Here is a 26,269-nt window from a genome sequence, read left to right on the forward strand (position 1 = left end):
TTTGGAAAGCTGACAGATAACAATTTGATTGATTGTTATCTAATTTAAAAGTTCTCAAATCCTAATTTTCTTTGAAATATAAGAAAACTAGGTACCAAAAGTTTGTTTTCATTTTTTAGAAAAATGAAAGTAAACAAACACATTCAAGTGTTCTTGGAAACACCATTACATAGTAATGCTGTTTATATTTGAGTCCGGCAAAATCGAAAGCTGTCTCGCTCATAATAAAGAGACAGCACTAAACCTTGGTTGTTTGCCATACATAAAGACCTCTTGGGGTTGTATGGTTAAGTGACTAAGCGTACACGGTGGATGCCTTGGCAGTCAGAGGCGATGAAGGACGTATTAACTTGCGATAAGCGTAGATTAGGCAGTAAAAGCCACTTGAGTCTACGATTTCCGAATGGGGAAACCCAACTGCATAAGCAGTTACTGTTAACTGAATACATAGGTTAACAGGGCAAACCCGGGGAACTGAAACATCTAAGTACCCGGAGGAGTAGAAATCAACCGAGATTCCGAAAGTAGCGGCGAGCGAAATTGGATTAGCCCTTAAGCTTTTAGTGCGTCAGGTGAAGAGTCTGGAAAGTCTCGCAATAAAGGGTGATAGCCCCGTAACCGACAACGTACAATCAGTGAAATCGAGTAGGGCGGGACACGTGATATCCTGTCTGAATATGGGGGGACCATCCTCCAAGGCTAAATACTACTGACTGACCGATAGTGAACCAGTACCGTGAGGGAAAGGCGAAAAGAACCCCTGTGAGGGGAGTGAAATAGAACCTGAAACCGTGTACGTACAAGCAGTAGGAGCACCTTCGTGGTGTGACTGCGTACCTTTTGTATAATGGGTCAGCGACTTATATTTAGTAGCAAGGTTAACCGATTAGGGGAGCCGTAGGGAAACCGAGTCTTAACTGGGCGTCGAGTTGCTAGGTATAGACCCGAAACCAGGTGATCTAGCCATGGGCAGGTTGAAGGTTGAGTAACATCAACTGGAGGACCGAACCGACTAATGTTGAAAAATTAGCGGATGACTTGTGGCTAGGGGTGAAAGGCCAATCAAACCTGGAGATAGCTGGTTCTCCCCGAAAGCTATTTAGGTAGCGCCTCGGACGAATACTACTGGGGGTAGAGCACTGTTAAGGCTAGGGGGTCATCCCGACTTACCAACCCTTTGCAAACTCCGAATACCAGTAAGTACTATCCGGGAGACACACGGCGGGTGCTAACGTCCGTCGTGGAGAGGGAAACAACCCAGACCGCCAGCTAAGGTCCCAAAGTATAGCTAAGTGGGAAACGATGTGGGAAGGCTCAGACAGCCAGGATGTTGGCTTAGAAGCAGCCATCATTTAAAGAAAGCGTAATAGCTCACTGGTCGAGTCGGCCTGCGCGGAAGATGTAACGGGGCTAAGCTATACACCGAAGCTGCGGCAATACTCTTTTAGAGTATTGGGTAGGGGAGCGTTCTGTAAGCCGTTGAAGGTGAACTGTAAGGTTTGCTGGAGGTATCAGAAGTGCGAATGCTGACATGAGTAACGATAATGGGGGTGAAAAACCCCCACGCCGGAAGACCAAGGGTTCCTGTCCAACGTTAATCGGGGCAGGGTAAGTCGACCCCTAAGGCGAGGCCGAAAGGCGTAGTCGATGGGAAACGGGTTAATATTCCCGTACTTCTTACAATTGCGATGGGGGGACGGAGAAGGCTAGGTGGGCCTGGCGACGGTTGTCCAGGTTCAAGGGTGTAGGCTGATTTCTTAGGTAAATCCGGGAAATCACTAAGGCTGAGACCCGATGTCGAGCGCCCAAGGGCGTGAAGTCATTGATGCCATGCTTCCAGGAAAAGCCTCTAAGCTTCAGATTGTAAGAAATCGTACCCCAAACCGACACAGGTGGTCGGGTAGAGAATACCAAGGCGCTTGAGAGAACTCGGGTGAAGGAACTAGGCAAAATGGTACCGTAACTTCGGGAGAAGGTACGCTTCTGACGGTGAAGTCCCTCGCGGATGGAGCTATCGGAAGTCGCAGATACCAGGTGGCTGCAACTGTTTATTAAAAACACAGCACTGTGCAAAATCGCAAGATGACGTATACGGTGTGACGCCTGCCCGGTGCCGGAAGGTTAATTGATGGGGTTAGACTTAGGTCGAAGCTCTTGATCGAAGCCCCGGTAAACGGCGGCCGTAACTATAACGGTCCTAAGGTAGCGAAATTCCTTGTCGGGTAAGTTCCGACCTGCACGAATGGCGTAATGATGGCCACGCTGTCTCCACCCGAGACTCAGTGAAATTGAAATCGCTGTGAAGATGCAGTGTACCCGCGGCTAGACGGAAAGACCCCGTGAACCTTTACTACAGCTTGGCACTGAACATTGACCCTACATGTGTAGGATAGGTGGGAGACTTTGAAACTTCGTCGCTAGATGGAGTGGAGTCAACCTTGAAATACCACCCTTGTAGTGTTGATGTTCTAACTTAGTCCCCTGATCGGGGATGAGGACAGTGCCTGGTGGGTAGTTTGACTGGGGCGGTCTCCTCCCAAAGAGTAACGGAGGAGCACGAAGGTGGGCTAAACACGGTTGGACATCGTGTGGTTAGTGCAATGGCATAAGCCCGCTTGACTGCGAGAATGACAATTCGAGCAGGTGCGAAAGCAGGTCATAGTGATCCGGTGGTTCTGAATGGAAGGGCCATCGCTCAACGGATAAAAGGTACTCCGGGGATAACAGGCTGATACCGCCCAAGAGTTCATATCGACGGCGGTGTTTGGCACCTCGATGTCGGCTCATCACATCCTGGGGCTGAAGTCGGTCCCAAGGGTATGGCTGTTCGCCATTTAAAGTGGTACGCGAGCTGGGTTTAGAACGTCGTGAGACAGTTCGGTCCCTATCTGCCGTGGGCGTTGGAGAATTGAAAGGGGCTGCTCCTAGTACGAGAGGACCGGAGTGGACGAACCTCTGGTGTTCGGGTTGTCATGCCAATGGCATTGCCCGGTAGCTAAGTTCGGAATCGATAAGCGCTGAAAGCATCTAAGCGCGAAGCGAGCCTTGAGATGAGTTCTCCCTGATACTTTAAGTATCCTAAAGGGTTGTCGTAGACTACGACGTTGATAGGCAGGGTGTGTAAGCGTTGTGAGGCGTTGAGCTAACCTGTACTAATTGCCCGTGAGGCTTAACCATACAACACCCAAGGGGTTTTGAAGGACTCAAATAGAACATTGAATGTGTAAAGAACTTTTAAAGTTAGTTTTCCAAGTTAAAGTGATAAAGCCTTAGCTCGATACGAGCGCAGGTAAAAGGTTTGCTATCAAGGCAGATTGTGAGATGAGAGAAGGAGCTTACATTGGTAAGTGACTGAGCGAATAAGCAATCTAACGTAGAGAGCGAGCGTTTTAGCCAGCGGTTTTATTACACCAATTTTGCTTGGCGACCATAGCATTGTGGACCCACCTGAACCCATGCCGAACTCAGAAGTGAAACGCAATAGCGCCGATGGTAGTGTGGGGTTTCCCCATGTGAGAGTAGGACATCGCCAGGCTTTAATTTAAGTACATTCGTTATTAAAACGAATGATACCACAGCGGAGTGGTAGTTCAGTTGGTTAGAATACCGGCCTGTCACGCCGGGGGTCGCGGGTTCGAGTCCCGTCCACTCCGCCATTTATTCTTAGGAATAAGAAAGTAAGCCTTAGCAGAAATGCTGAGGTTTTTTTCGTTTAAGCGCGGTAGTTCAGTTGGTTCGCCTCTTTGTTAGAGAAAGCGGCCTGTCACGCCGGGGGTCGCGCTTGTTTTCAAGGCGTAGGGAGTCCCGTCCACTCCGCCACTTATTCTCAGGAATAAGAACAGCAAGCCTTAGCAGAGATGTTAAGGCTTTTTTGTGTTTAAGCGGTTATAAAAATACCAATGGTTAGTTCTAGCAAAGTGGGCAGCGGAGCGGTAGTTCAGTTGGTTAGCCTCTTTGTTAGAGAAAGCGGCCTGTCACGCCGGGGGTCGCGCTTGTTTTCAAGGTGTAGGGAGTCCCGTCCACTCCGCCATTTATTCTTAGGAATAAGAAAGTAAGCCTTAGCAGAAATGCTGAGGTTTTTTTCGTTTAAGCGTGGTAGTTCAGTTGGTTAGTTTTTTAATTAGAGAAAGCGGCCTGTCACGCCGGGGGTCGCGCTTGTTTTCAAGGAGTAGGGAGTCCCGTCCACTCCGCCACTTATTCTCAGGAATAAGAACAGTAAGCCTTAGCAGAGATGTTAAGGCTTTTTTGTGTTTAAAATTCACAAAGCCTCGACTTTTAATTTTCTATGGGCTAGTCTGGATATATAGACGTCTAGATAGCTTATGGAGAGAGCAATGCCTATTCGGATACCTGATCGGTTACCCGCTTCTGATGTATTGAAGAACGAAAATATTTTTGTGATGCCAATGTCTCGCGCATCCACTCAAGAAATCCGCCCATTAAAAGTGCTGATTCTCAACTTAATGCCGAAAAAGATTGAGACTGAAACACAGTTCTTGAGATTACTATCGAATAGTCCATTGCAAATAGATGTTGAACTGCTTCGTATCGATAACCGCCCTAGTAAGAATACGCCTACAGAACATTTAGATACCTTTTATCGTCAATTTGAAACCGTGAAAAATCGAAATTTTGATGGGTTAATCATAACGGGTGCTCCGCTAGGGCTGGTTCAGTTCGAAGATGTCATTTATTGGGAACACTTAGAGAGTATTATGACATGGGCAAAAAACCATGTTACCTCTACACTGTTTGTCTGTTGGGCGGCACAGGCAGGATTAAAGCTACTTTATGATTTGCCTAAGAAGACGCGAAAAGAGAAATTGTCTGGTGTATATAACCATCGAATACATGATGAGCATCATCCCATCTTAAGAGGATTTGATGATAACTTTTTGGCGCCTCATTCTAGGTATGCAGACTTTAGCTATGACTACTTGGAACAGCATACTGATCTTGATATCTTGGCGACATCTGATGTTGCAGGGGTTTATTTAGCATCGACCAAAGATAAAAGAAATGTCTTTGTAACTGGGCATCCCGAATATGAATGTTTAACACTGCATTCAGAATATGTCAGGGATCTCGCGGAGGGAATGGACCCAGCGATTCCTGTGAACTATTACCCCAATGACAACACGGATAATACTCCAATTGCCAGTTGGCGAAGTCATGGTCATCTACTGTTTTCGAACTGGTTAAACTATTGTGTATACCAACAAACACCTTATGATCTTGAGCAGTTTTCTGAAGCCAACTTTACCAAGGATGATTAGGGTTAATAAGAATAAATTTCTACACTAAATCATGTTGATTGCAGTGATAGATTGTGACTTTTATCTACCAGACATGGGTATCGTTACCCATGTCTGTCTTACTTAATTGTGTTTGACTGGTTTTAGAGATAACCAGACCACTGTAAGGTTAAATTTGTCACTCTTGCTGAGAATTTATTTGTTCTACTTTCTTTGCTTTATTGATTAAAGGGGTGATGGTTGACCCTTGTATCAGAATAGAAAATATAACAACGGAGTAAGTCATAACCAATAGTATTTCTTTTACATCGATTCCTTTTTCTGGAACCACCATTACTCCTGAAGGGATTGCCAATGCCATCGCTATTGCCAAGCCGCCTCGTAACCCTCCCCAAGTCAGTATTCTTATCGACCACGGGTTATAATGTCTAAATCGATTAAAGCCTTGGTAACAGAGCCAGATACTCAAGAATCGGCTAACAAGTACGAGAGGTATTGCAATTATCATCACAAGCCAGTCTTCCTGATGGAATTTGAACAGCAGCATCGATAATCCGACAAGCAAAAATAGTATCCCATTCAAAAACTCGTCAACAAGTTCCCAAAAATGATCAAGGTGATCGGCGCTCTCTTTAGAGAAGCCGACAAATCGTGTCCAGTTACCAATTAGTATCCCTGATACTACCATTGCTAACGGTCCTGAAACGTGTATAACATCTGCGAAAACGTATCCTGCTGTTGGTATACCAATCGTTAATAGTAGCTCCATCGAATGGTCATTGGTCGCGCTGATTAAGTAGTGAAAAATTAATCCCAGCACAAGACCGTAGACTAGTCCTCCTATAGCCTCATGCACAAACAACATAGTAATTGAGCTTATTGTTGGAGTTTCATTTCCAAATGCGATGGTGAATAGGGTCACGAAAATAACAAGGCCAAATCCATCGTTGAAAAGGGACTCTCCTTCGATTTGCGTGGATATACGTTTAGGAGCATTAAGTTTTTTAACAATGGCTAGAACCGCAATAGGATCTGTTGGTGAAATAAGGGCTCCAAAAAGTAAGCAGTATATGAGATCTAGCGGCATATTGATGATGATAGTGATGCCGTACAGAACAAAGCCAATAAAGAAAGTAGAGAAGAGAGTGGCAAACAACGCCAGCACCGTTATTTCCCACTTCTGGTCCTTAAGATGAGGAAGTTTTATGCCTAATCCTCCGGCAAATAATAAGAAACCTAAAACACCTTTTAGAAGAAAATCTTCGAAATTTATATCACTCATGGTATCACTGGCGATCTCAGTCAAATGAAACCAATGGTTTTGGCCTGCGACGATTATGGTGAGTGAAAGCATTATTGAGCCAGCAGTGATCGCAATGGTTGTTTGCATTTTGCCTATTTTGCTATTCACAAAAGCGATAGCCATGGCTGCAGCCGCGAGAAAACAGAGAGTATTGTAGACAGGCATGATTCATTTTATTGATTGGTAAGTAGTGAACGGATTTTGCGCTTCTGATGCAAATTATTCAAATCTAAATGAAAAATAATTGTTAACACTTGGATTTTCAGTTAACAGGAAATCAATTGGTTTAGACGTCTAGATTTCTATTTAAACTGTGGTAGGATGTATCATAGTAAGTAATGGATTGAGGCTGTACTGTGACTGGAAGCAAGGTAAGAGATCGTATTGAAGCGATATTGAAAGAACGAATTTTATTGATTGATGGTGGTATGGGCACCATGATTCAAAGCTATAAATTAGAAGAGAATGATTATCGTGGTGAACGCTTTTCTGACTGGCCTAGCGATCTTAAAGGAAACAACGACCTCTTAGTATTAACTCAGCCCGAAATTATTAAAACCATCCATTGCGAATATTTGGACGCGGGCGCCGATATTCTAGAAACAAACAGTTTTAACGCTACATCTATCGCCATGGCTGACTATGGTATGGAGAGCTTGAGTGAAGAGATTAATTATCAAGCTGCGCGATTAGCACGAGAAGCGGCTGACGAATGGACATTAAAAACCCCAGATAAACCGCGATTTGTTGCTGGGGTACTTGGACCGACAAACCGTACTTGTTCTATCTCACCTGATGTTAATGATCCCGGCTTTCGAAACGTTAGTTTTGACGAGTTGGTTGAAGCCTATTCTGAATCAACTAAAGCGTTGATCAAAGGTGGATCGGATCTGATCTTGATAGAAACAATCTTCGATACTTTAAATGCTAAAGCGTGTGCATTTGCTGTGGACTCAGTGTTTGAAGAGCTTGCCATCGAATTGCCAGTGATGATTTCAGGTACGATTACTGATGCGTCAGGCCGAACGTTATCTGGCCAGACAACAGAAGCATTTTACAATGCTTTACGACATGTTAACCCTATCTCCTTTGGTTTGAACTGCGCATTGGGCCCAGATGAACTTCGTCAATATGTCGTTGAAATGTCTAGAATTTCAGAAACATTTGTTTCTGTTCACCCAAACGCAGGCTTACCTAATGCATTTGGTGAGTATGATCTTTCTGCCGAAGATATGGCACAGCATGTTGCTGAGTGGGCTGAAAGTGGATATCTAAACTTAATTGGTGGCTGTTGTGGTACGACACCAGAGCATATTCGTCAGATGGCGAACGCGGTTAATAACGTTGCACCTAGAAAGCTTCCTGATATCGCCAAAGCTTGTCGTCTATCTGGGCTAGAGCCTCTTACCATTAAAGAAGATACGTTATTTGTTAATGTGGGTGAGCGAACAAATGTAACGGGCTCTGCACGTTTTAAGCGATTAATTAAAGAAGAGCTGTATGACGAAGCATTAGAGGTGGCTCGTCAGCAGGTGGAAAATGGCGCTCAAATCATCGATATAAATATGGATGAGGGCATGTTAGATGCGCAAGCTTGTATGGTTCGCTTTTTGAATCTATGTGCCTCTGAACCCGAAATTTCTAAAGTTCCCATTATGGTTGATTCATCAAAATGGGAAGTAATCGAAGCCGGTTTAAAATGCATTCAGGGTAAAGGGATAGTGAACTCTATTTCTTTAAAAGAAGGCAAAGAAAAATTTATCGAGCAAGCCAAACTCATTAGGCGTTATGGCGCGGCCGTTATTGTGATGGCGTTTGATGAAGATGGTCAGGCTGACACCAGAGAAAGAAAAATAGAGATCTGTACGAATGCTTATCGAGTTTTAGTGGATGAAGTTGGCTTTCCAGCAGAAGATATCATTTTTGATCCAAATATATTTGCTATTGCGACTGGGATAGATGAGCATAATAACTACGCTGTCGATTTTATCAATGCTGTAGCGGACATTAAGCGGGACTTACCTTATGCAATGATATCGGGTGGGGTGTCGAATGTTTCATTCTCATTCCGAGGTAACAATTATGTTCGCGAAGCCATTCATGCGGTGTTTTTGTATCACTGCTTTAAAAATGGCATGGATATGGGGATCGTTAACGCTGGTCAGTTAGAGATCTACGATAATGTTCCAGATAAGTTGCGCCATGCGGTAGAAGACGTAGTACTTAATCGCAGAGATGACGCCACTGAACGGTTACTCGATATTGCTAATGAGTATCGTGATAATGGCGTTGGTAAAGAAGAAGATTCTTCTGCACAAGAGTGGAGAAGTTGGTCAGTAGAAAAACGCTTGGAGCACGCATTAGTTAAAGGCATTACGGAATTTATAGTTTCGGATACAGAAGAGGCTAGGTTACAGGCAGACAAACCATTAGAGGTTATTGAAGGCCCCTTAATGGAAGGGATGAATGTCGTCGGAGATCTATTCGGTGAAGGAAAAATGTTTCTTCCTCAAGTAGTGAAATCTGCACGAGTGATGAAACAGGCTGTTGCGCATTTAGAACCTTATATTAACGCAGCTAAACAAGCGGGCAGTACAAATGGAAAAATCTTGCTGGCGACCGTTAAAGGTGATGTGCATGATATTGGTAAAAATATCGTAGGAGTGGTTCTTCAATGTAATAATTACGAGATTATTGACCTTGGCGTCATGGTTTCTTGTGAGAAAATTTTAAAAGTTGCCAAAGAAGAGAATGTCGACATTATTGGTTTATCAGGGTTAATCACGCCTTCATTAGATGAGATGGTACACGTCGCTAAAGAGATGGAGCGTCAAGGGTTTGATTTACCATTGATGATCGGTGGGGCGACGACATCAAAAGCTCATACCGCAGTAAAAATAGAACAAAATTATTCTCAGCCTGTTGTTTATGTAAATAATGCATCACGCGCCGTTGGTGTATGTACTTCACTATTATCTGATGAGTTAAAGCCTAGTTTTGTAGAAAAACTGGATAAAGATTATCAACGAGTACGAGAGCAGCACAATCGTAAAACACCAAGAACAAAGCCTATTAGTTTAGAGAAAGCTCGCCTGAATCGAGTGGATATTGATTGGCCATCCTATACGCCTCCAGTGCCTAAAAAAGCCGGTGTGCATGTGTTTGAATCTTGTGACATAAAAACGTTGCGTGGCTATATTGATTGGACACCTTTCTTCATGACTTGGTCACTGATGGGTAAGTACCCAGCAATCTTTGACCATGATGAAGTTGGAGAAGAAGCTAAGCGACTATTTGACGATGCTAACGCTTGGTTAGATAGAGTGGAAACTGAGGGGCTACTTAATGCTAAAGGCATTTGTGGCTTATTTCCTGCGGCGGCAGTAGGAGATGATATTGAAGTGTATACCGATGAAACACGAACTGAGGTGAAAACGAGATTACATCATCTACGACAGCAAACAGAAAAGCCGAAAGGGTTTAATTATTGTTTGTCAGACTATATTGCTCCAAAAGAATCTGAAAAGCTTGATTGGATTGGAACATTTGCCGTGACTGGTGGAATAGGCGAAAGGGAGCTTGCCGACAGCTATAAAGCACAAGGTGATGACTACAATGCCATTATGGTTCAAGCTGTAGCGGATAGACTTGCAGAAGCACTTGCTGAATATCTGCATGAAAAAATACGCAAAGAGATTTGGGGGTACGCCGAGAATGAATCTCTGACGGCCGATGATCTCGTTCGAGAAAAATATCAAGGTATACGCCCAGCGCCAGGGTACCCAGCTTGTCCGGAACATAGTGAAAAGCAACAAATTTGGGACCTAATGGAAGTTGAAGAGAATATTGGTATGGAGCTTACATCCAGCTACGCGATGCTACCGGGAGCGTCAGTTTCTGGTTGGTATTTCTCTCATCCAGAATCTCGATATTTCGCTGTTGCTAAAATTCAGTCAGATCAAGTAGAAGATTATGCGGCAAGAAAAGGTTGGGACTTACAGCAAGCTGAAAGGTGGTTAGCGCCGAACATTAATTGATGTGGTTTCAAACAAAAAAATGGGCATTTTGCCCATTTTTTATTCTTTGAGTTGGGCTGTATGACTGGTCATATAGCCCCAAATTAATACCGTCACTATTCTCTAAGTTCAAATAACTCTTTATGTAATAACTGAATTGAACGTCTTGAATCAGTTGAACGAACTAAGAAGCATAGATTGTGTTGACTCGCACCATAGCAGATCATACGTAAGTTAATATCTTCAAGAGTACCAAATACTTTTTTAGCGTACCCTTTACACTCACTCATATTGTTACCTATCAGAGCAACCAGACAGAGATCCTGTTCTACTTCTACACTGCAAAGCTGTTCTAGCTCCTGTTGCGCTTGATGGGGAAGCTCGGGAGAGCCGCCGGAAGTATTTGTTTGATCTAATGTTAGCGAGACACTCACTTCTGATGTTGTTATCAGGTCAACGGAGATTTTATACTTAGCCAAAATCTTAAATACTTCAGCCAGGAAGCCGTAGGCATGGAACATATTTGGACTATGCAATGTCACCATAGTTTGATTGCAGCGAAGGGCGACAGCTCGAAAGAGTGGAGCGCTGCTGACTTGTTCCTTGATCCATGTGCCTCCTTTTTCTGGAGCTTTAGAAGAGCCGACAAACACTGGAATTTGATGGCGCAAGGCAGGAAGTAACGTAGATGGATGAAGTATTTTAGCTCCGAAATTGGCCATCTCAGACGCTTCACTAAAGCTAATTTCTGCGATAGGAGTGGCTTTTGGGGCGATTCTTGGATCGGTTGTGTATATTCCAGGAACATCCGTCCATATTTCTAATCCTTTGGCTTCAACCGATTCTGCGATTAAAGCCGCACTGTAATCGCTTCCGCCTCTGCCCAATGTTGTGGTATTTCCCGCGTCATCAGAGCCGATAAACCCTTGTGTAATCACAACATGGTCATTGCATAGAGGAACCAGTTTCTGTTTAGCAAGCTTAGATATTTCGATTAAATTGGGTTCTGCTTTACCAAACACGGCAGATGTTTTCATAATATCGCGTATATCAAATCGGACAGCTTCGATACCTCGCTCTCTCATAATCTGAGTTAAGATATGGGTCGACATCAGTTCGCCACTTGCGACCAGATGATCCGTTAATTGATCGCTGGGTTGAATCGCCGCTTGTTCAGCAACCATTGCGACATCTTGCAGTAAAAGGTGCACGTCTCTTTCTGTTTGCAAAGGATCCGCGAGTTCATCAATTATGCTGTCATGAATTTCTGCCAATTGACTCAGCAGCGCTTTTCGTCGTTCTGAACTGGTACCATTTGCAAGCTCAACAAGTAGATTTGTTACTCCTGAGCAGGCACTACTTACCACCAATCTCGTGTTGGGGTTGTTTTCTATAATGGCTGCACAACGGCTCATGGATTCAAAGTTGGCAACACTTGTGCCACCAAACTTCGCTACATTGAATGCGCTCACGGCGTTTCTCCCTATCATTTCATCCATAAAATTGAATATTCAGTAATTATTACTAAGCGATAATTGCGATGTAACCGAGAAGAGAATATAAGAGCAGAGGGGAAAGCGTGATAAAAGCAATATACCTCAGAAGCTCTTCACCAGATACTCTGGCGACAGTTGGCAGGATTCAGCCTACACAACCGACAAATATTTACACTCACTAAATACTCATCTCGGCATTGCTCCCCATAAATGTTATGTATTGGAGTTGAGGCTCCACAATAACACCTGCCTGGGCAATGCTCCTCTTCTGCTATCAAAGCTGACGGAATTAACAACATAGTGTCGGTTAACTCAATCTTCTTCATTGAACGTTTTTGCAGCATAAAAGTCAATGGCTAAATGAATTTTTAGTCAAAGAATATTCACGGATTAAATTTCTGGTTAGACCACTAGACTTGAGTCGCATTGTTGAAAGAGATATTTTCCTTTAGGCTAGTGAACCTATATCTCTCGATAGGCGGTTTAGTTAGTATTGTTGTGAGGTTTACCTATCGTAGTTCCCTATTTATTCGAAATATTTGAGGGGGATATAACGGGTAGTTAATAATTATAAATGACCGCTATTTTTAGAAAGGACTAATTGTTAGAAAGGACTGATTATGACCATACAAAGCTTTATCCCTCCTCAAAGAACATTAATGGGGCCAGGGCCATCAGATATATACCCGCAGGTGTTGCAAGCTCTCAGTCGTCCAACGATTGGGCATCTAGATCCGCTCTTCGTCGCTATGATGGATGAGTTAAAGCAGCTTTTGAAATACGCTTTTCAAACAGAAAATGAGTTCACTATCGCGGTTTCAGCTCCGGGTAGCGCTGGTATGGAAGCGTGTTTTGTTAACCTAGTTGAACCGGGCGATAAGGTCATTGTCTGTCGTAATGGAGTATTTGGCGAACGAATGCGTGAGAATGTCGTTCGTTGCGGCGGGGAAGCGATTGTTGTCGATGATGAGTGGGGCAGCCCTGTCAGTGTTGAAAAAGTAGCTGCTGCGTTGGATGCTAATCCCGATGTTAAGGCTCTAGCATTTGTTCATGCCGAGACGTCGACAGGTGCATTAAGTGATGCACAGTCATTGGCTCGTTTAGCGAAAGAGAGACAAGTACTGACTATTGTCGATGCGGTAACTTCACTTGGGGGTGTTCCTCTGCTGGTGGATGAATGGCAGCTGGATGCCGTTTACTCGGGCAGTCAAAAATGTCTTTCGTGTGTTCCCGGACTTTCGCCACTTACGTTTTCTCAGGCCGCTATCGATAAGATTCAGCAACGAAAAGAACCCATTCAAAGCTGGTTTTTGGATCAAAGCTTGGTGTTAGGATATTGGAGTGGTGATGGAAAACGTAGTTATCATCATACTGCTCCGGTAAATAGCTTATACGCTCTACATGAAGCGTTGTTGCTACTTAAGAATGAAGGGCTCGAGAATGCATGGAATCGCCATAAGACTATGCACAATAAGCTTAAGCATGGCTTAGAAGCGCTCGGTGTTTCATTTGTTGTTGATGAACCTTATCGTTTACCGCAGTTGAATGCTATTTATATCCCTGAAGGTGTCGATGATGCCGCGGTTCGCTCTCATCTTCTTCAGCAATATAATTTAGAAATTGGTGCCGGTTTAGGCGCTTTAGCAGGTAAAGCGTGGCGTATTGGTTTAATGGGATACGCGGCTCGAAGTGAAAATGTTGCACTATGCCTTAAGGCATTAGAAGAGACCCTAAACGAGTAATTCATCGCCCATGATAGGATAATCACCACTAAGATTCTGGTGATTATCCTGTAGATTTATAGTGAGGATAAGTCACAAAGGCAGTGGTATTTTATGCTTTCTTATCTTCGCTGTTATCTTTGTTTTTATCTGCGGGTTGAATATTGAATACGGGATCAATATGGATGACCGAGAAATCTTGCTGAGGGTAAAGGTAGCTCGCTTCGTCCCGAATCTGTTCCGCTTTACTTACTTCTCCTACACCTAGGTACGCCAGAATAAGGCTCTTATAGAGTTTAGAGCTTGGTGTCTGTTGAATACTATCCAGTGACCATTCGATATAGCCAACAACTTTATCGAGCTGTTTATTTACCAAGCCACTTTTTAGCTGGTTGCTGTGTATTTGCCAGTTCACTTCCTGTTTAAATGTTCCTGAATAGATAATGTTATCAAGTAGTTCCATTCTTTTTGGGTAGGACTGAGCAAACTGCTTTAGCTGATAGTTAGTGTGTAAAGATAAAGTCATATAACTGATTAACAAAACAGGTAAAATGACGCTTGTCGCTTTAAAAAAGTGGACGCTGGTGGTTCGAATACCATAGTGCTTATATTTTGCCGTTCTTTGGTCAACCCAAAAAATCAGGACGATGAAGGTAATCCAGTGTATGGATGATTGATAAAAAGGGTTTTCGAGCTGAGCATGCAAAGCGATAGGCATGAGTAGTGATAAAATAGCGAGCCGTGTCCCTTTGCGTGTTGAACTGATTTTAAATAGAACAAAAAGTGCCGCAAGGATAATACCTATGACAGGAATTAATCCTCCTTCAATACCCCAGAAAAGTACCTCATTAAAAGGATGAGTTACATCCTCTATTGCGACTGGATAATTTGAGTTGAGCTGATGTTGCCTCGCGGTATATAAAAGGTATTCAGATTCGAATTGACCTAAACCATAACCAGTAAATGGCTTCTCGATAAACATATCTATCGCTTGAGGCAGTACTGTTAGCCTTGCACTTTCAATCGGTTTTTCACCGCTGAGAGAACTAAGATTGCCCGAAGAAAAGGCCAATATTCCCCCTAAACAGATTCCCGCCAAGAGAGCAAAAGACCAGCCAATAAAGCGTTTTTTAGTTGAAAATCGGTAAAGGTAGGGAACGATAAGCAGTACACTAACCAGTGAGATAATCCAGCCGATACGAGATGCAAGCAGTGTAATTAAAGGGACGGTAATTAACGGCATAATATAAAGAAGCGCTGTTCGTGACAGTTTTTCTCCATATTTTCGTTGTTGTCTGGCGAGCAAGTATCCGGATAAAACTAAGCCAGTGGCCAGAAAGCTACTCATCGCATTGATATTCTGGAAGATACCAAAAGGTTGTTTTAGTGAATCATCAAGGGTGATGATAGCTTGATGATTTAGTACAAAAAACTGCACATAAGCGAGTAAAGCTTCTATACAGACGGCCAAAATAATAAACCACAGCAACCTCTGTTTATGGGCATTACTTAGTGAGAATTGCTGCAAAATAACGAATAACAGCCAGCCCAACCATAGCCCTGCTATTCGTGGTAGAACAGAAGGTAAGTTTGGCGGTGAAGAGAAAAACAGTGGTATTGAAATGATAAGGCAGCTAATGAGTAAGCCAATGGTCAATTTGGAATAGCGAATCTGCTTTGATAGCGCCATTTGGTAGATTCCAATGGCGAACACCCAGCTTAAGCCAAACCATGTGGCATTATTAAAAGGAAGAGCAAGCCCTAAACCGCCGAGATTAGCAATATAAAAATGCGACGCTATAAGGAAGACAAAACCTATAGCGTACATAAATCGACGATTCAATGGTGCCTTAGGTTTTTGAGGCGCTAAGCGCGTTCCGCTAAGGTGAATGATTGCCATTGCTACTTTCCTATTAAAAAGCGAGCTATCGCTCGCTTCTGAAGTTACTGCTTATCTTACCTTTTTTTTTTATTTCATCATACCCAACTGATCTTGAGATACATAACTTCTATGCGCTGTCAGAACCAGTTAACAAAGGAGCTAAGAATCGTGCAGTGTGAGAGCCTTTTACTTTCACTACCTCTTCAGGTACGCCTTCGGCAATGATTTCCCCTCCACCTTGACCACCTTCAGGGCCGAGATCGATGATCCAATCCGCTGTTTTAATTACATCAAGGTTGTGTTCAATCACTACAACAGTATTGCCGTGATCTCGTAATCGATGCAATACATTTAGCAGTTGCTGGATATCATGGAAATGTAACCCAGTGGTCGGTTCATCTAATATATAGAGAGTTTGCCCTGTATCTCGTTTAGAAAGCTCTCTTGCTAATTTGACCCGTTGAGCTTCACCGCCAGATAAAGTGGTGGCAGCTTGGCCTAACCGGATATACGACAAACCAACGTCCATCAATGTCTGAAGTTTTCTCGCTATAACTGGCACAGGATCAAAAAAGGTTCTTGCATCTTCAACGGTTAGTTCTAACACTTCATCAATGCTTTTTCCTTTATAGCGCACTTCCAGTGTTTCTCTATTATAGCGCTTCCCTTTACATACATCACAAGGTACATAAACATCGGGTAAAAAGTGCATTTCAACTTTTATTACACCATCCCCCTGACAAGCTTCGCAACGCCCGCCTCGAACATTAAAGCTGAACCGGCCGGGCTTATAGCCTCTAGAACGAGACTCTTGAGTACCGGAAAACAGTTCTCTAATTGGGGTGAATATACCGGTATAAGTGGCAGGGTTAGATCTTGGTGTTCTACCTATTGGGCTTTGATCAATATCGATAACCTTATCAAAGTGCGCTAAGCCTTCAATTTTCTTATAAGGAGATGCTTCGGCCGTGGTGGCACCATTTAAATGGGTTTGTGCAATTTTGTAAAAAGTATCGTTAATTAGTGTTGATTTTCCTGAGCCTGAAACGCCCGTGATACAACTGAACAAACCGACAGGTAAAGACAAAGTAACATCTTTCAGGTTGTTTCCTGTCGCACCAACAAGTTCGACGGTTTTTTTAGGGTCCCGCGGTGTTCTTTGCTGTGGAATCGCGATAGATTTTTGGCCACTTAAATATTGCCCAGTTAACGAATCCGGAGTATCGATAATATCCTGCATGGTTCCTTCAGCAACCACACTGCCTCCATGAATGCCAGCGCCGGGACCAATATCAATAACATGATCGGCGGATCTGATCGCATCTTCATCATGTTCAACCACCAAAACGGTGTTGCCGAGATCTCGTAAATGAGTAAGTGTTTTAAGTAATCGTTCGTTATCTCGTTGATGTAAACCAATGGAAGGTTCATCTAACACATACATAACGCCCACTAACCCCGCTCCGATTTGGCTCGCAAGTCTTATACGTTGTGCTTCTCCCCCTGACAGGGTTTCGGCACTACGAGATAAATTGAGATAATTGAGGCCAACATTAACCAAAAAGTGTAAGCGATCATTGATCTCTTTCATCACCTTTTCTGCTATCTGTGCTCGCTGGCCTGTTAATTCTAAGGAGTGAAAAAAGTCCAACGCTTCGCTAATGCTCATCTCGACAATAGAGGGGAGTGGCGTATCTGCGACAAAGACGTTTCTCGCTTCAACCCGTAAACGGGTGCCATCACATGTAGCACATGATTTTGTAGAGATGTATTTGGTTAGGTCTTCTCGAACGGCGTTGGATTCAGTATCTCGGTAACGTCTTTCTAGGGTATTGAGAATGCCTTCAAATGGGTGACGTTTTACTCGGATATCACCTCGGTCATTAATGTATTTAAATTCAACTTCTGTTCGACCAGAGCCTTTTAAAACCACCTGTTTAATCTTGCTTGGTAGTGATTTAAAAGGAGCATGAAGATCAAAGCTGTAATGCTCAGCAAGAGAAGAGAGCATTTGAAAATAATAATAATTTTTTTGATCCCAGCCTTTTATTGCCCCTTCTGCAATTGACAGATTTTCGTCATGAATGACTCTGTCAGGATCAAAGTATTGTTGTACACCTAGACCATCGCAGGTAGGGCAAGCACCAGCTGGGTTATTAAATGAAAATAGACGAGGTTCTAACTCTTGCATGCTGTAACCACAATGGGAACAGGCAAAGTTAGCGGAAAAGATAATATCTTCTTTGCTTTTATCATCCATCCAAGTAATTGCTGCAATTCCGCCGGACAGTTCAAGCGTTGTTTCGAATGACTCAGCGAGACGTTGCTGTAAGTCTTTGCGGACTTTAAAACGATCTACGACTACTTCAATGGTGTGTTTTTTATGCAGCTCTAACGTTGGAGGATCGGATAAATCACATGTTTCTCCATCAATTCTAGCTCGAATAAACCCTTGTGCTGAAAGGTTTTCTAGGGTTTTAACATGTTCCCCTTTGCGCTCTTTCACAATAGGGGCCAGTAACATTAATTTAGAACCTTCCGGTAGTTCTAATACCTTATCCACCATTTGACTAATGGTTTGGGCAGCTAATGGCTGTTTATGGTCGGGGCATCTTGGTTCTCCTACTCTGGCGTATAGAAGACGCAGGTAGTCATAAACTTCGGTAATTGTCCCGACGGTTGAACGAGGGTTATGAGATGTTGATTTCTGTTCGATGGATATCGCTGGAGAGAGCCCTTCAATATGATCAACATCGGGTTTCTCCATCAATGATAAAAATTGGCGGGCATAGGCAGACAATGACTCAACGTAGCGTCTCTGTCCTTCTGCATATAAAGTATCAAAGGCTAAAGAGGACTTTCCTGAACCTGATAACCCTGTAATGACAGTGAGTTTATCTCTAGGGATGGTTAAATTAATATTTTTTAAATTATGGGTTCTAGCACCCCGTACTTCTATTTGGTCCATAAACTCAGCTCAATTTTCTTTCAATTTTTCCAGTATCGCACAGAAAAAATATTCCGCAATAAATACTGTATAAAAAAACAGTTATAACAGCAAGGGGGAGTGAAGCAGTTATTAAGCCTGTTTTATACTCAGTATGTAGAAGTTAGCTAAGTCTATAAATAAATTCACCTCACAATGTGTACTTGTGAGGTGAATAATGGAATTGCGTTTATGGTGAAATCAATCCGATAGAGTGGTTATGATTTTTCGGTCGACATCTGGTCAAGCTCTAACTTTTGCTGATCTTTTTTGTATAGGTTTTGGTAACAAAAGTTGGTGGCTTCGATGTAACCATCGACGCTACCACAATCAAAACGTGTCCCTTTAAATTTATACGCCAGTACACAGCCTGATTGAGCTTGTTTTAACAAAGCATCGGTAATCTGAATTTCGCCACCTTTACCTGGTTGCGTATTTTCAATCAGCTCAAAAATATCAGGTGTCAGTATATATCGGCCTATGATGGCTAAGTTGCTTGGTTCAGTTCCTGGCTCTGGTTTTTCGACCATATCGTCAACGCGGAAGATGTCATCTTTAATCATCTCTCCGGCAATAACACCATATTTGTGAATGTCTTCTTTCGGGACTTCTTGTACGGCGACAATAGAGCAGCGGAACTGTTTGTACAGTGCACTCATCTGTGCAAGCACACCTTGGCCTTCTTCATTGACGCAAAGGTCATCTGCTAATACAACAGCGAATGGTTCTTCTCCTACCAACTCTCTGCCAGTTAAGATGGCGTGGCCTAATCCTTTCATCTCTCGTTGTCGTATATAGGTGAAGTTAGCGGCATCCATTATTCGACGTATATCAAAAAGCAATTCTTCTTTATTTGTACCGCTAATTTGATGTTCAAGCTCATAATTCTTATCAAAATGGTCAAAAAGAGCGTTTTTTCCACGTCCAGTGACTATGCATATACCGTTCATCCCTGCTTCAATTGCTTCTTCTACACCGTATTCTATAAGAGGTTTATTCACCACTGGCATCATCTCTTTAGGCATGGATTTAGTCGCGGGTAAAAAACGAGTTCCATAACCTGCCGCGGGGAAAAGACACTTCTTAATCATGGTAAAGCCCTTATTATTAAATAGATATCGAGGAATATGACGGAACAATATCATCATTGATATGGGGGAGTAAATCGACATTGTGCTCTAGTTTGATTAGCAGCAGAAACCGACATTCTCTGGTTAAATAAAGTTATTGCCCCGTTGATGATAATAATTCTGTGAATTATATAGTTTGTTTAATGTTAGATGGTTTGGTTAATTTTTTGCTTAGCTCTCTATTTCAACCTGAAGGTTAAGGTAAATATTTCTGCGCCCAGACAATGGCCTGATAGCGGTTTTTCACTTTTATCTTTTTGAAAATATTATACAGGTGAGATTTAACCGTGTATTCGCTTAAGTTTAACGCGTCAGCTAGTTGAAAATTAGACATCCCCTTTTTAAGTGTGTTCAGTACATTTTTTTCTTTTGGCGTGAGCTTTAAAGCATATGGGTTGCCAAAGTGGACGGTGGTTGATTGATAACACTCAAATAGCGACTCAATAATTTCTTTGGGTAAGGCGTACTTTCCAGCTACAAGCTTTTCAATTCCTTTTGTTATCTGCTTTGGGCTGGTGGTCAGATAGAACAAACCGCGTAAGTTAGCGAGTGGTGCCAGTTCTATGCTGGAGACCTTCAATGGAGAGTTATAAATGACCAGATAACAGTTATGATGAATATATAGCTGCTGGTTTACGTATAATATTGCTTCATCTTTTGCGTGGAAATCCATCAGTAATAAGTAGTTATATTCATGTGTAATATATTCCGTTATTTCTTGCCATGAGACTTCGATGGTCTCTATTTTTTGTCGTGTGGGTGTATTGAGGTTGGCGAGGTTTAAAGGCACTGTCATATGAGTACTTACAGGGCGAATTAGCAGCAAATAGTCGACTTTAATCATTTAAGGGTACTATTTAGTTAATCGTAATGATGGCAAATACGTTACTTCCGTTTTGGTCAATTAGTGATTAATTCTCATACTAAAATGTAAAGAATGCGTTTTATTTCAGCTTGTTGTCGTAGTTGTTCTCTTTTAGTTTCAACAAATTGTGTATTGGCTCGAAAAGTTTAGTGAGAGAAAGAGCGAATATAGAGAGAAGGTTGACGATTTTGTATGCAGTAAGAAGAGAATTGATGTATGGGGTTTGAGGGATGAATAGTAATCATGCTATCCTTGCCTTCCAATTTTTTAGATAGATTTTAGACGGAGCGGATCATGGCAAGCCGTGGAGTGAACAAAGTAATTATAATGGGAAACCTTGGCGCTGATCCTGAGGTTCGTTATGCCGCAAATGGTAATGCAATTGCGAATATAACCATTGCTACATCAGAGTCTTGGCGTGATAAAACCAGTGGTGAGCAACGAGAAAAAACTGAATGGCACCGTGTTGCGCTATTTGGTAAAACTGCAGAAATTGCTGGTGAGTACCTTCGTAAAGGTTCGCAGGTTTATGTTGAAGGCCAACTACAAACTCGCAAATGGCAAGATCAGTCTGGACAAGATCGTTATACAACAGAAGTGGTTGTTCAATGGCCAACAGGTCAAATGCAGCTGTTAGGTAGTCGTGGTCAAAATCAGGGCCAAGGTCAAGGTGCTCCAATGGGAGGCCAACCTCAACAGCAACAGCAGCAAGGAGGTTGGGGCCAACCCCAACAACCGGTTCAGCAACCCGCTCAGCAGCAACCTGTTCAGCAACAGCCAATGCAAAGCCAAGCTGCACCAAAACCAGCGCCACAACAGCAGCCGCAACAGCAATATAATGAACCACCAATGGACTTTGACGACGATATTCCGTTTTAAAATGCCAGAAAAAAGCTACTTTTTAGTAGCTTTTTTCATATTTGGGACTCCGGTTAGTAAATATCTCTATTTCTCCATTCACAAAACCCATCAATCGCATGATACTTATATCAATGTGACCTCAAGAGCTCTGACATTCTCGCTGAACAAATATTTTGACGTTACTTGGGCATAATAGATAATTAATAAAACCAACAATAATCCGCTTGGGTAGAAAAGGACTTTATTATTCATGCGACATACCCCTACATTAAAGTTAAGCACGCGATTAACCGCTTTTGTCACCATTATTGTGGTAAGTGCTATTGGCATACTGTTTATTGGTGGGACGCTGTCATATAGAAGTGTGGGTCATGAATATATGAACCGATACTTGGATGGAATTGTCTCTGTTGTTGATGAAGAGATGATTAGTGGCGACAAAGTGGCAGCGATGCAGAGCTGGTTACCAAAGTTGTTAAAGAACAGTAATATAGTTGAGATGGATATCGCCTCTTCTGCTGGCTCTATTTATCAGTTTATTGATACCTCGACCATTTATGATGAAAGCCGACTGGTGGAAAGGGATTATTCACTAAACATAAATCAAGGCTACACCCTATACCTTAAAGCCTTACCACCCTATTTAGACCAAACTTACTCATTTGGTGCTCTCTCTTCCATCACATTGGCGATCGCTCTGATTGTTTTCTGTTTAATTCAGGGGGTTCGTTGGTTAAAAGTACAGCTGCGTGGTTCTGAGTTGCTAGAAGAGCGAGGCAGGATGATATTGGCAGGTAGGGTTGCTCAGTATGCCAAAGGGGATGAAAAAGAGTGGCCTTATACTGCGAGTCAAGCGTTAGACCAGTTGATTGAAGAGCTTCAGGATGCACGCCAAGAACGTAGTCGATTCGATACCTTTATTCGAACGCATACATTTTTAGATCAGCTCACTGGTGCCGCTAATCGGGTGTTATTTGATAGTAAACTGGAATCCGCACTGCAAGAAAGTGGCTCTTCTGGTGGCGTGTTACTGTTGCGCATTAACGAATGGGACTCGCTAACCGAGACTTATGCAAAAGAAGAGTGTGATGACTTCGTTGTTGAAGTGGGTAGCGTTATATCAAATATAGTGCAACGTTTTCCTGATGTTGTACTGGCTCGATATTACACATCCGATTTTGCCCTCTTGATTCCTCATCAAAATAGTAAAGATATTGCGATTCTTGCGACTCAGTGTATTCGTCAATTGGAAAAACTCACATTACTGGATGATATGCGAGAAGATAACTGGTGCCACATTGGTATAACCATGTACTCAGAAGGTGAGAGACGAGGACACATTTTAAGTGAAGTGGATACCGCGCTAAAAAGTGCACAGTTACAAAACAATAATAATTGGAGTCGATTTCAGAAAAAAGAGCATGCGCATAACTCAAGAGGGAGTGTTAGATGGCGTACGTTGTTTGATAAGTCATTCCAAACCAATAATATATTGATATACGAACAGTCTTGCTATTTATCTGGTCAATCAAATGGCAATACAACATTGATGCACAACGAACTTTTTTCACGAATTAATGATGATGGAGTCGGTGTCCTCAAAGCCTCGCGGTATATGGCAGCAGTAGAGCAAATAGGCTACGAAGCGAAAATGGATAAAGTGGTTTTTTCTACAATTATTGGTTTTCTAAAAGCGTCAAATTTAGCAGCATGCTATTCTATTAATCTGCATGTGCTACCTTTTCAAGAGAGAAGTCACTTTCGTTGGTTAAGGGATGAACTACTACAATTACCGTCGAATACTCGAAATAAATTAAGCTTTGAGTTTGTAGAAGGCGCAATAGTCAAACATTTAGATTTTATGCGACCAGTGATCAGAATGATCTCTGGATTAGGCTGTGATGTGATAGTGGATCAAGCTGGGCGAACCATTACCAGCACCCATTACATTAAAGACCTCGGTATCGACTATCTAAAACTTCACCGAAGCTTGATAAAGAAAATAGAGCAGCGTCAAGAGAACCAACTGTTTATTCGTAGTTTGATCGGGGCTTGTGAAGGGACAGAAACTAAAGTCATCGCCGTTGGTGTCGAAACAGGTAAAGAGTGGCATACACTGATGGAGCTGGGTGTTGATGGTGGGCAAGGGAGAATGTTTCAAGCAGAAACTCAACTCATTCCTAAACCCAAAGCGGATAAAGTTCAAGTTGGTCGACGAAATCGTTGGCGGAAAAAATATTAAGGTAATATGGGATCATGAGTTTAACTGACATCATAAGCAAATTGAGATCACCGTCATCGGTTGATCATCGGCTGCATATTATGATTCAGCAAGATGCTATTTATCTTTCCGATACGGCAGATTTGAACGCTGAACCATTACGGTTTCCTATAGAGAAACAGTGGGAAGAGACAATAGATGCTGTTTTAGCATCAAACAATTTCTCCGGATGTCATGCAACTGTGACATTTTCTTCGAGCTACTATCAGATTTATCAAATAGACAAACCAGAGCTTCCGATTGAAGAGTGGCCGTCAGCTTTGCCTTTTTTACTAAAGGATCTTATCTCAGAGAGAGTGACGGATATTATTGCGGATGCGACTTTATTGCCTGATGGCCGTAAAGTTCAGGCCTATGTCATTAATAAAAAACAGATACTAACGTTAAATAGTAAACTCGATAAACAGAAAGTCATGCTACATCGAGTTGTGCCTGAAGAGATACTTTGGGGTCATGCGCAACATGATATTGCTCATTTTATGTTGCTTCGTCGCAGTATAAAGAGCGATTTTAAAATTGGCGCTTATGCCAATGGGGATAACCGCTTTCAGCGCTCTATTCGAGGAGTGGTTGCTCCTTTGACCGGTAATGCATCAAGTGAACTGCAATTTGATAGCATTGCATTAGAACTGCAGCGTTCTATTGATTATCTGTCTGCCCAGTTGCGAGATACGCCACTCAATCACTTACTCATCTGTTGTGATGAAGAGTCTTCTGAAGAGTTACTGTCGGCACTTTCTAGTCGGTTGAGTGTTAAAGTGCTGCTGTTTTCTCAATATGAGCAGTGGTTATGTGGTCAGATTCTATGTCAGGCGATTAAGGAATTACCTCAACAAGGTATCAATCTCTATCCTAGTTTTCTTAAACCTAAAGTTGAGCTGCTCTGCTTAAAAAATGTCACTCTATCTTGGGTGGTGTTGGCTGCGGTTATGCTGAGTAGTTATGGCTATTTTGATTACCAGAACCGGCAGAGTAAGCAACAACTTGACGTTTTAATGAATAAAAATAGTCAACTAGCGGAAGAGCTTGAGCTGAACCAAGCTAAATTGCTAGAACATACTCCCTCCGCAGAAAAATTAGTTGCAGCAGAACGCTGGTTAGCCAATATTGACAATCAAAAAGCGAGAATTTCCGCGATAGAAGAGTTTGATGACGCGCTAACCGTCGGCTATTCCGGAGTTATGCAAGCTTTGGCACAGCTCGCTAGAGATGACATTTCTCTTTCTGCGATTAAAGTGAATAACAAACAGTTAAACTTTAAAGGTGAGACCAAATCACCTGAAAATGTTCCAAGTTGGGTTAAGTCATTCAAACATGAGTTAAACCTGAAAGAGAAAACCTTTGATACATTATCCATTGTCCGAGATGAAGATAATGTGGTTACTTTTGAGTTATCTACTCAAGTAGATCTATCTAACTCATCAGAACCTTCTACTCAAACAGGGCTATCTGAAGTTCAAGCGGTTACTCCAACAACGGTTGAGTCGGTTATAGGAGAGCAAGTGAAATGAAACTATGGAATCAGTTCGATGAGACGTTTACTCAGCTATCCTCTAGAGAAAAAGGCTTAATATTCATATTGGGGCTTGTAGCGATATTCTTTATTAGTCTAACTTTTCTTGTTGAGCCTGCAATGGCGGTAAAAAAAATCCAGCAACAGCAATTACAGTTAGAAACGGCTCAACAACAGCGATTGCAATTAGAGATTACCGCCGCCAACCACCAGCTAAGTCTTGATCCTGATGAAGAGATCAACAACAAACTGGCACAGCTATCTCAATATAGCCAACAGCTCTCTTTACAGTTATCCAATTTCGTTGATCGCTTAATCACTCCGTCAGAGATGGCAGCACTATTGGAAACCGTACTGCAAAGCAGTGATAACTTAACTCTTTTATCACTTAAATCTATGCCTGCAGAGCCCATCATTGCGGGTGATGGTGAACAAGCAGATTATTTTATTCACCCTGTACAAATGGAGTTAACAGGTAAGTATTTTGATATTCAGGCGTTTCTGATCAAATTAGAATCTATGAAGGTTGACTATTTTTGGCGTGATTTTGATTATCAGGTCGATCAGTATCCCAACGCGAAATTGGTGCTGGTGGTGTACACTTTAGGGACTAGGCAGGAGTTTATAGGTGGTTAATAACATACTGTTGGCCGTTTTGGTAATGACGCTCTCTACACCCGTCTTTGCCTTACAAGACCCGACCCGCCCTTTGAGTTGGGCGGCACCGAAAGCATTAGTGAAACAGAAAACAGAACATAGCGTCCCTGTTTTACAAAGTATCATCTGTAGAGAATCTTCTCCATGTTATGCCGTATTGAACAATAAAGTAGCCGAGCAAGGCCAGTACGTAGCTGGTTATAAGGTGAAAAGCATTACATCAAAAGAGGTGGTTGTGGTTAAGGGAGACTCTCAGTGGCAGTTAGCACTTTTTGCATTAGATATAAAACAATAGGAATTCAA

General features: G+C 42.4%; 14 protein-coding genes, 1 tRNA gene, 2 rRNA genes and 1 riboswitch. Of the genes, 11 read left to right on the top strand and 6 right to left on the bottom strand.

Annotated elements, in window-relative coordinates:
• Nucleotides 1–285: 285 nt before the first annotated feature.
• From CHJ_RS01325 to metA, 4 genes are all read left to right on the top strand, one after another.
• Nucleotides 286–3,177: ribosomal RNA gene (locus CHJ_RS01325) — 23S ribosomal RNA — on the top strand.
• A 242-nt stretch (nt 3,178–3,419) separates the two neighbouring features.
• Nucleotides 3,420–3,535 (top strand): 5S ribosomal RNA (rrf, locus tag CHJ_RS01330).
• A 44-nt stretch (nt 3,536–3,579) separates the two neighbouring features.
• A tRNA-Asp gene (locus CHJ_RS01335) sits at nt 3,580–3,656 on the top strand.
• Between the two features lie 678 nt (nt 3,657–4,334).
• Nucleotides 4,335–5,276 (top strand): homoserine O-acetyltransferase MetA, encoded by a 942-nt coding sequence (metA, locus tag CHJ_RS01340; RefSeq protein ID WP_171752453.1) that lies wholly within the window; start codon nt 4,335–4,337, stop codon nt 5,274–5,276.
• A 157-nt stretch (nt 5,277–5,433) separates the two neighbouring features.
• Here metA and CHJ_RS01345 read toward each other — a convergent pair whose 3' ends face one another.
• Nucleotides 5,434–6,723, bottom strand: coding sequence for a cation:proton antiporter (locus CHJ_RS01345; protein ID WP_171752452.1), 1,290 nt, complete (start codon nt 6,721–6,723; stop codon nt 5,434–5,436).
• Nucleotides 6,724–6,914: 191 nt separating this feature from the next.
• Here CHJ_RS01345 and metH point away from each other — a divergent pair, with 191 nt between their 5' ends.
• Nucleotides 6,915–10,595 (top strand): methionine synthase, encoded by a 3,681-nt coding sequence (metH, locus tag CHJ_RS01350; protein ID WP_171752451.1) that lies wholly within the window; start codon nt 6,915–6,917, stop codon nt 10,593–10,595.
• A gap of 95 nt (nt 10,596–10,690) precedes the next feature.
• On the opposite strand, the gene lysC is transcribed toward metH, so the two are convergent.
• Nucleotides 10,691–12,064, bottom strand: a complete 1,374-nt coding sequence (gene lysC / locus CHJ_RS01355; RefSeq protein WP_317916678.1) for a lysine-sensitive aspartokinase 3 — start codon at nt 12,062–12,064, stop codon at nt 10,691–10,693.
• Nucleotides 12,065–12,168: 104 nt separating this feature from the next.
• Nucleotides 12,169–12,346: riboswitch (Lysine riboswitch) on the bottom strand.
• 344 nt (nt 12,347–12,690) lie between these two features.
• Between lysC and CHJ_RS01360 the strand changes: the two genes are divergently transcribed.
• Nucleotides 12,691–13,812, top strand: a complete 1,122-nt coding sequence (locus tag CHJ_RS01360; protein WP_171752449.1) for a pyridoxal-phosphate-dependent aminotransferase family protein — start codon at nt 12,691–12,693, stop codon at nt 13,810–13,812.
• 91 nt (nt 13,813–13,903) lie between these two features.
• On the opposite strand, the gene CHJ_RS01365 is transcribed toward CHJ_RS01360, so the two are convergent.
• From CHJ_RS01365 to CHJ_RS01380, 4 genes are all read right to left on the bottom strand, one after another.
• A complete protein-coding gene (locus CHJ_RS01365) occupies nt 13,904–15,691 on the bottom strand; it encodes a PglL family O-oligosaccharyltransferase (RefSeq protein WP_317916679.1) in 1,788 nt (595 codons plus the stop codon).
• A gap of 109 nt (nt 15,692–15,800) precedes the next feature.
• Nucleotides 15,801–18,641: an excinuclease ABC subunit UvrA gene (gene uvrA, locus CHJ_RS01370; protein ID WP_171752447.1), complete on the bottom strand. Its 2,841-nt coding sequence runs from the start codon at nt 18,639–18,641 to the stop codon at nt 15,801–15,803.
• Nucleotides 18,642–18,877: 236 nt separating this feature from the next.
• Nucleotides 18,878–19,750 (bottom strand): UTP--glucose-1-phosphate uridylyltransferase GalU, encoded by an 873-nt coding sequence (gene galU, locus CHJ_RS01375; RefSeq protein ID WP_171752446.1) that lies wholly within the window; start codon nt 19,748–19,750, stop codon nt 18,878–18,880.
• Between the two features lie 235 nt (nt 19,751–19,985).
• Nucleotides 19,986–20,633, bottom strand: coding sequence for a LuxR C-terminal-related transcriptional regulator (locus CHJ_RS01380; protein WP_317916680.1), 648 nt, complete (start codon nt 20,631–20,633; stop codon nt 19,986–19,988).
• Nucleotides 20,634–20,948: 315 nt separating this feature from the next.
• On the opposite strand from CHJ_RS01380, the gene CHJ_RS01385 reads away from it, so the two are divergent.
• The 5 genes from CHJ_RS01385 (at nt 20,949) to CHJ_RS01405 (ending at nt 26,261) form a co-directional block, all read left to right on the top strand.
• Nucleotides 20,949–21,533: a single-stranded DNA-binding protein gene (locus tag CHJ_RS01385; protein ID WP_317916681.1), complete on the top strand. Its 585-nt coding sequence runs from the start codon at nt 20,949–20,951 to the stop codon at nt 21,531–21,533.
• Between the two features lie 232 nt (nt 21,534–21,765).
• A complete protein-coding gene (csrD, locus tag CHJ_RS01390) occupies nt 21,766–23,757 on the top strand; it encodes an RNase E specificity factor CsrD (protein ID WP_317916682.1) in 1,992 nt (663 codons plus the stop codon).
• Between the two features lie 14 nt (nt 23,758–23,771).
• Nucleotides 23,772–25,307, top strand: coding sequence for a PilN domain-containing protein (locus tag CHJ_RS01395; protein WP_317916683.1), 1,536 nt, complete (start codon nt 23,772–23,774; stop codon nt 25,305–25,307).
• On the top strand, nt 25,304–25,945 hold the full coding sequence (gene pilO, locus CHJ_RS01400; RefSeq protein ID WP_317916684.1) for a type 4a pilus biogenesis protein PilO: 642 nt from the start codon (nt 25,304–25,306) through the stop codon (nt 25,943–25,945). Before CHJ_RS01395 ends, pilO begins: the two co-directional genes overlap by 4 nt.
• Nucleotides 25,938–26,261, top strand: a complete 324-nt coding sequence (locus CHJ_RS01405) for an MSHA biogenesis protein MshK (protein WP_171752440.1) — start codon at nt 25,938–25,940, stop codon at nt 26,259–26,261. The genes pilO and CHJ_RS01405 overlap by 8 nt, the downstream gene beginning before the upstream one ends.
• Nucleotides 26,262–26,269: the final 8 nt, after the last annotated feature.

It is taken from the genome of Vibrio sp. MACH09 (assembly GCF_033238805.1).
In the GTDB taxonomy this organism is placed as follows: domain Bacteria; phylum Pseudomonadota; class Gammaproteobacteria; order Enterobacterales; family Vibrionaceae; genus Vibrio.

Coding starts and splice junctions, on each gene's coding strand:
- uvrA (WP_171752447.1), bottom strand. CDS start 18,641: ATGGACCAAATAGAAGTACGGGGTGCTAGAACCCATAATTTAAAAAAT.
- CHJ_RS01360 (WP_171752449.1), top strand. CDS start 12,691: ATGACCATACAAAGCTTTATCCCTCCTCAAAGAACATTAATGGGGCCA.
- metA (WP_171752453.1), top strand. CDS start 4,335: ATGCCTATTCGGATACCTGATCGGTTACCCGCTTCTGATGTATTGAAG.
- CHJ_RS01380 (WP_317916680.1), bottom strand. CDS start 20,633: ATGATTAAAGTCGACTATTTGCTGCTAATTCGCCCTGTAAGTACTCAT.
- galU (WP_171752446.1), bottom strand. CDS start 19,750: ATGATTAAGAAGTGTCTTTTCCCCGCGGCAGGTTATGGAACTCGTTTT.
- pilO (WP_317916684.1), top strand. CDS start 25,304: ATGAAACTATGGAATCAGTTCGATGAGACGTTTACTCAGCTATCCTCT.
- lysC (WP_317916678.1), bottom strand. CDS start 12,064: ATGATAGGGAGAAACGCCGTGAGCGCATTCAATGTAGCGAAGTTTGGT.
- CHJ_RS01365 (WP_317916679.1), bottom strand. CDS start 15,691: ATGGCAATCATTCACCTTAGCGGAACGCGCTTAGCGCCTCAAAAACCT.
- CHJ_RS01395 (WP_317916683.1), top strand. CDS start 23,772: ATGAGTTTAACTGACATCATAAGCAAATTGAGATCACCGTCATCGGTT.
- csrD (WP_317916682.1), top strand. CDS start 21,766: ATGCGACATACCCCTACATTAAAGTTAAGCACGCGATTAACCGCTTTT.
- CHJ_RS01385 (WP_317916681.1), top strand. CDS start 20,949: ATGGCAAGCCGTGGAGTGAACAAAGTAATTATAATGGGAAACCTTGGC.
- CHJ_RS01345 (WP_171752452.1), bottom strand. CDS start 6,723: ATGCCTGTCTACAATACTCTCTGTTTTCTCGCGGCTGCAGCCATGGCT.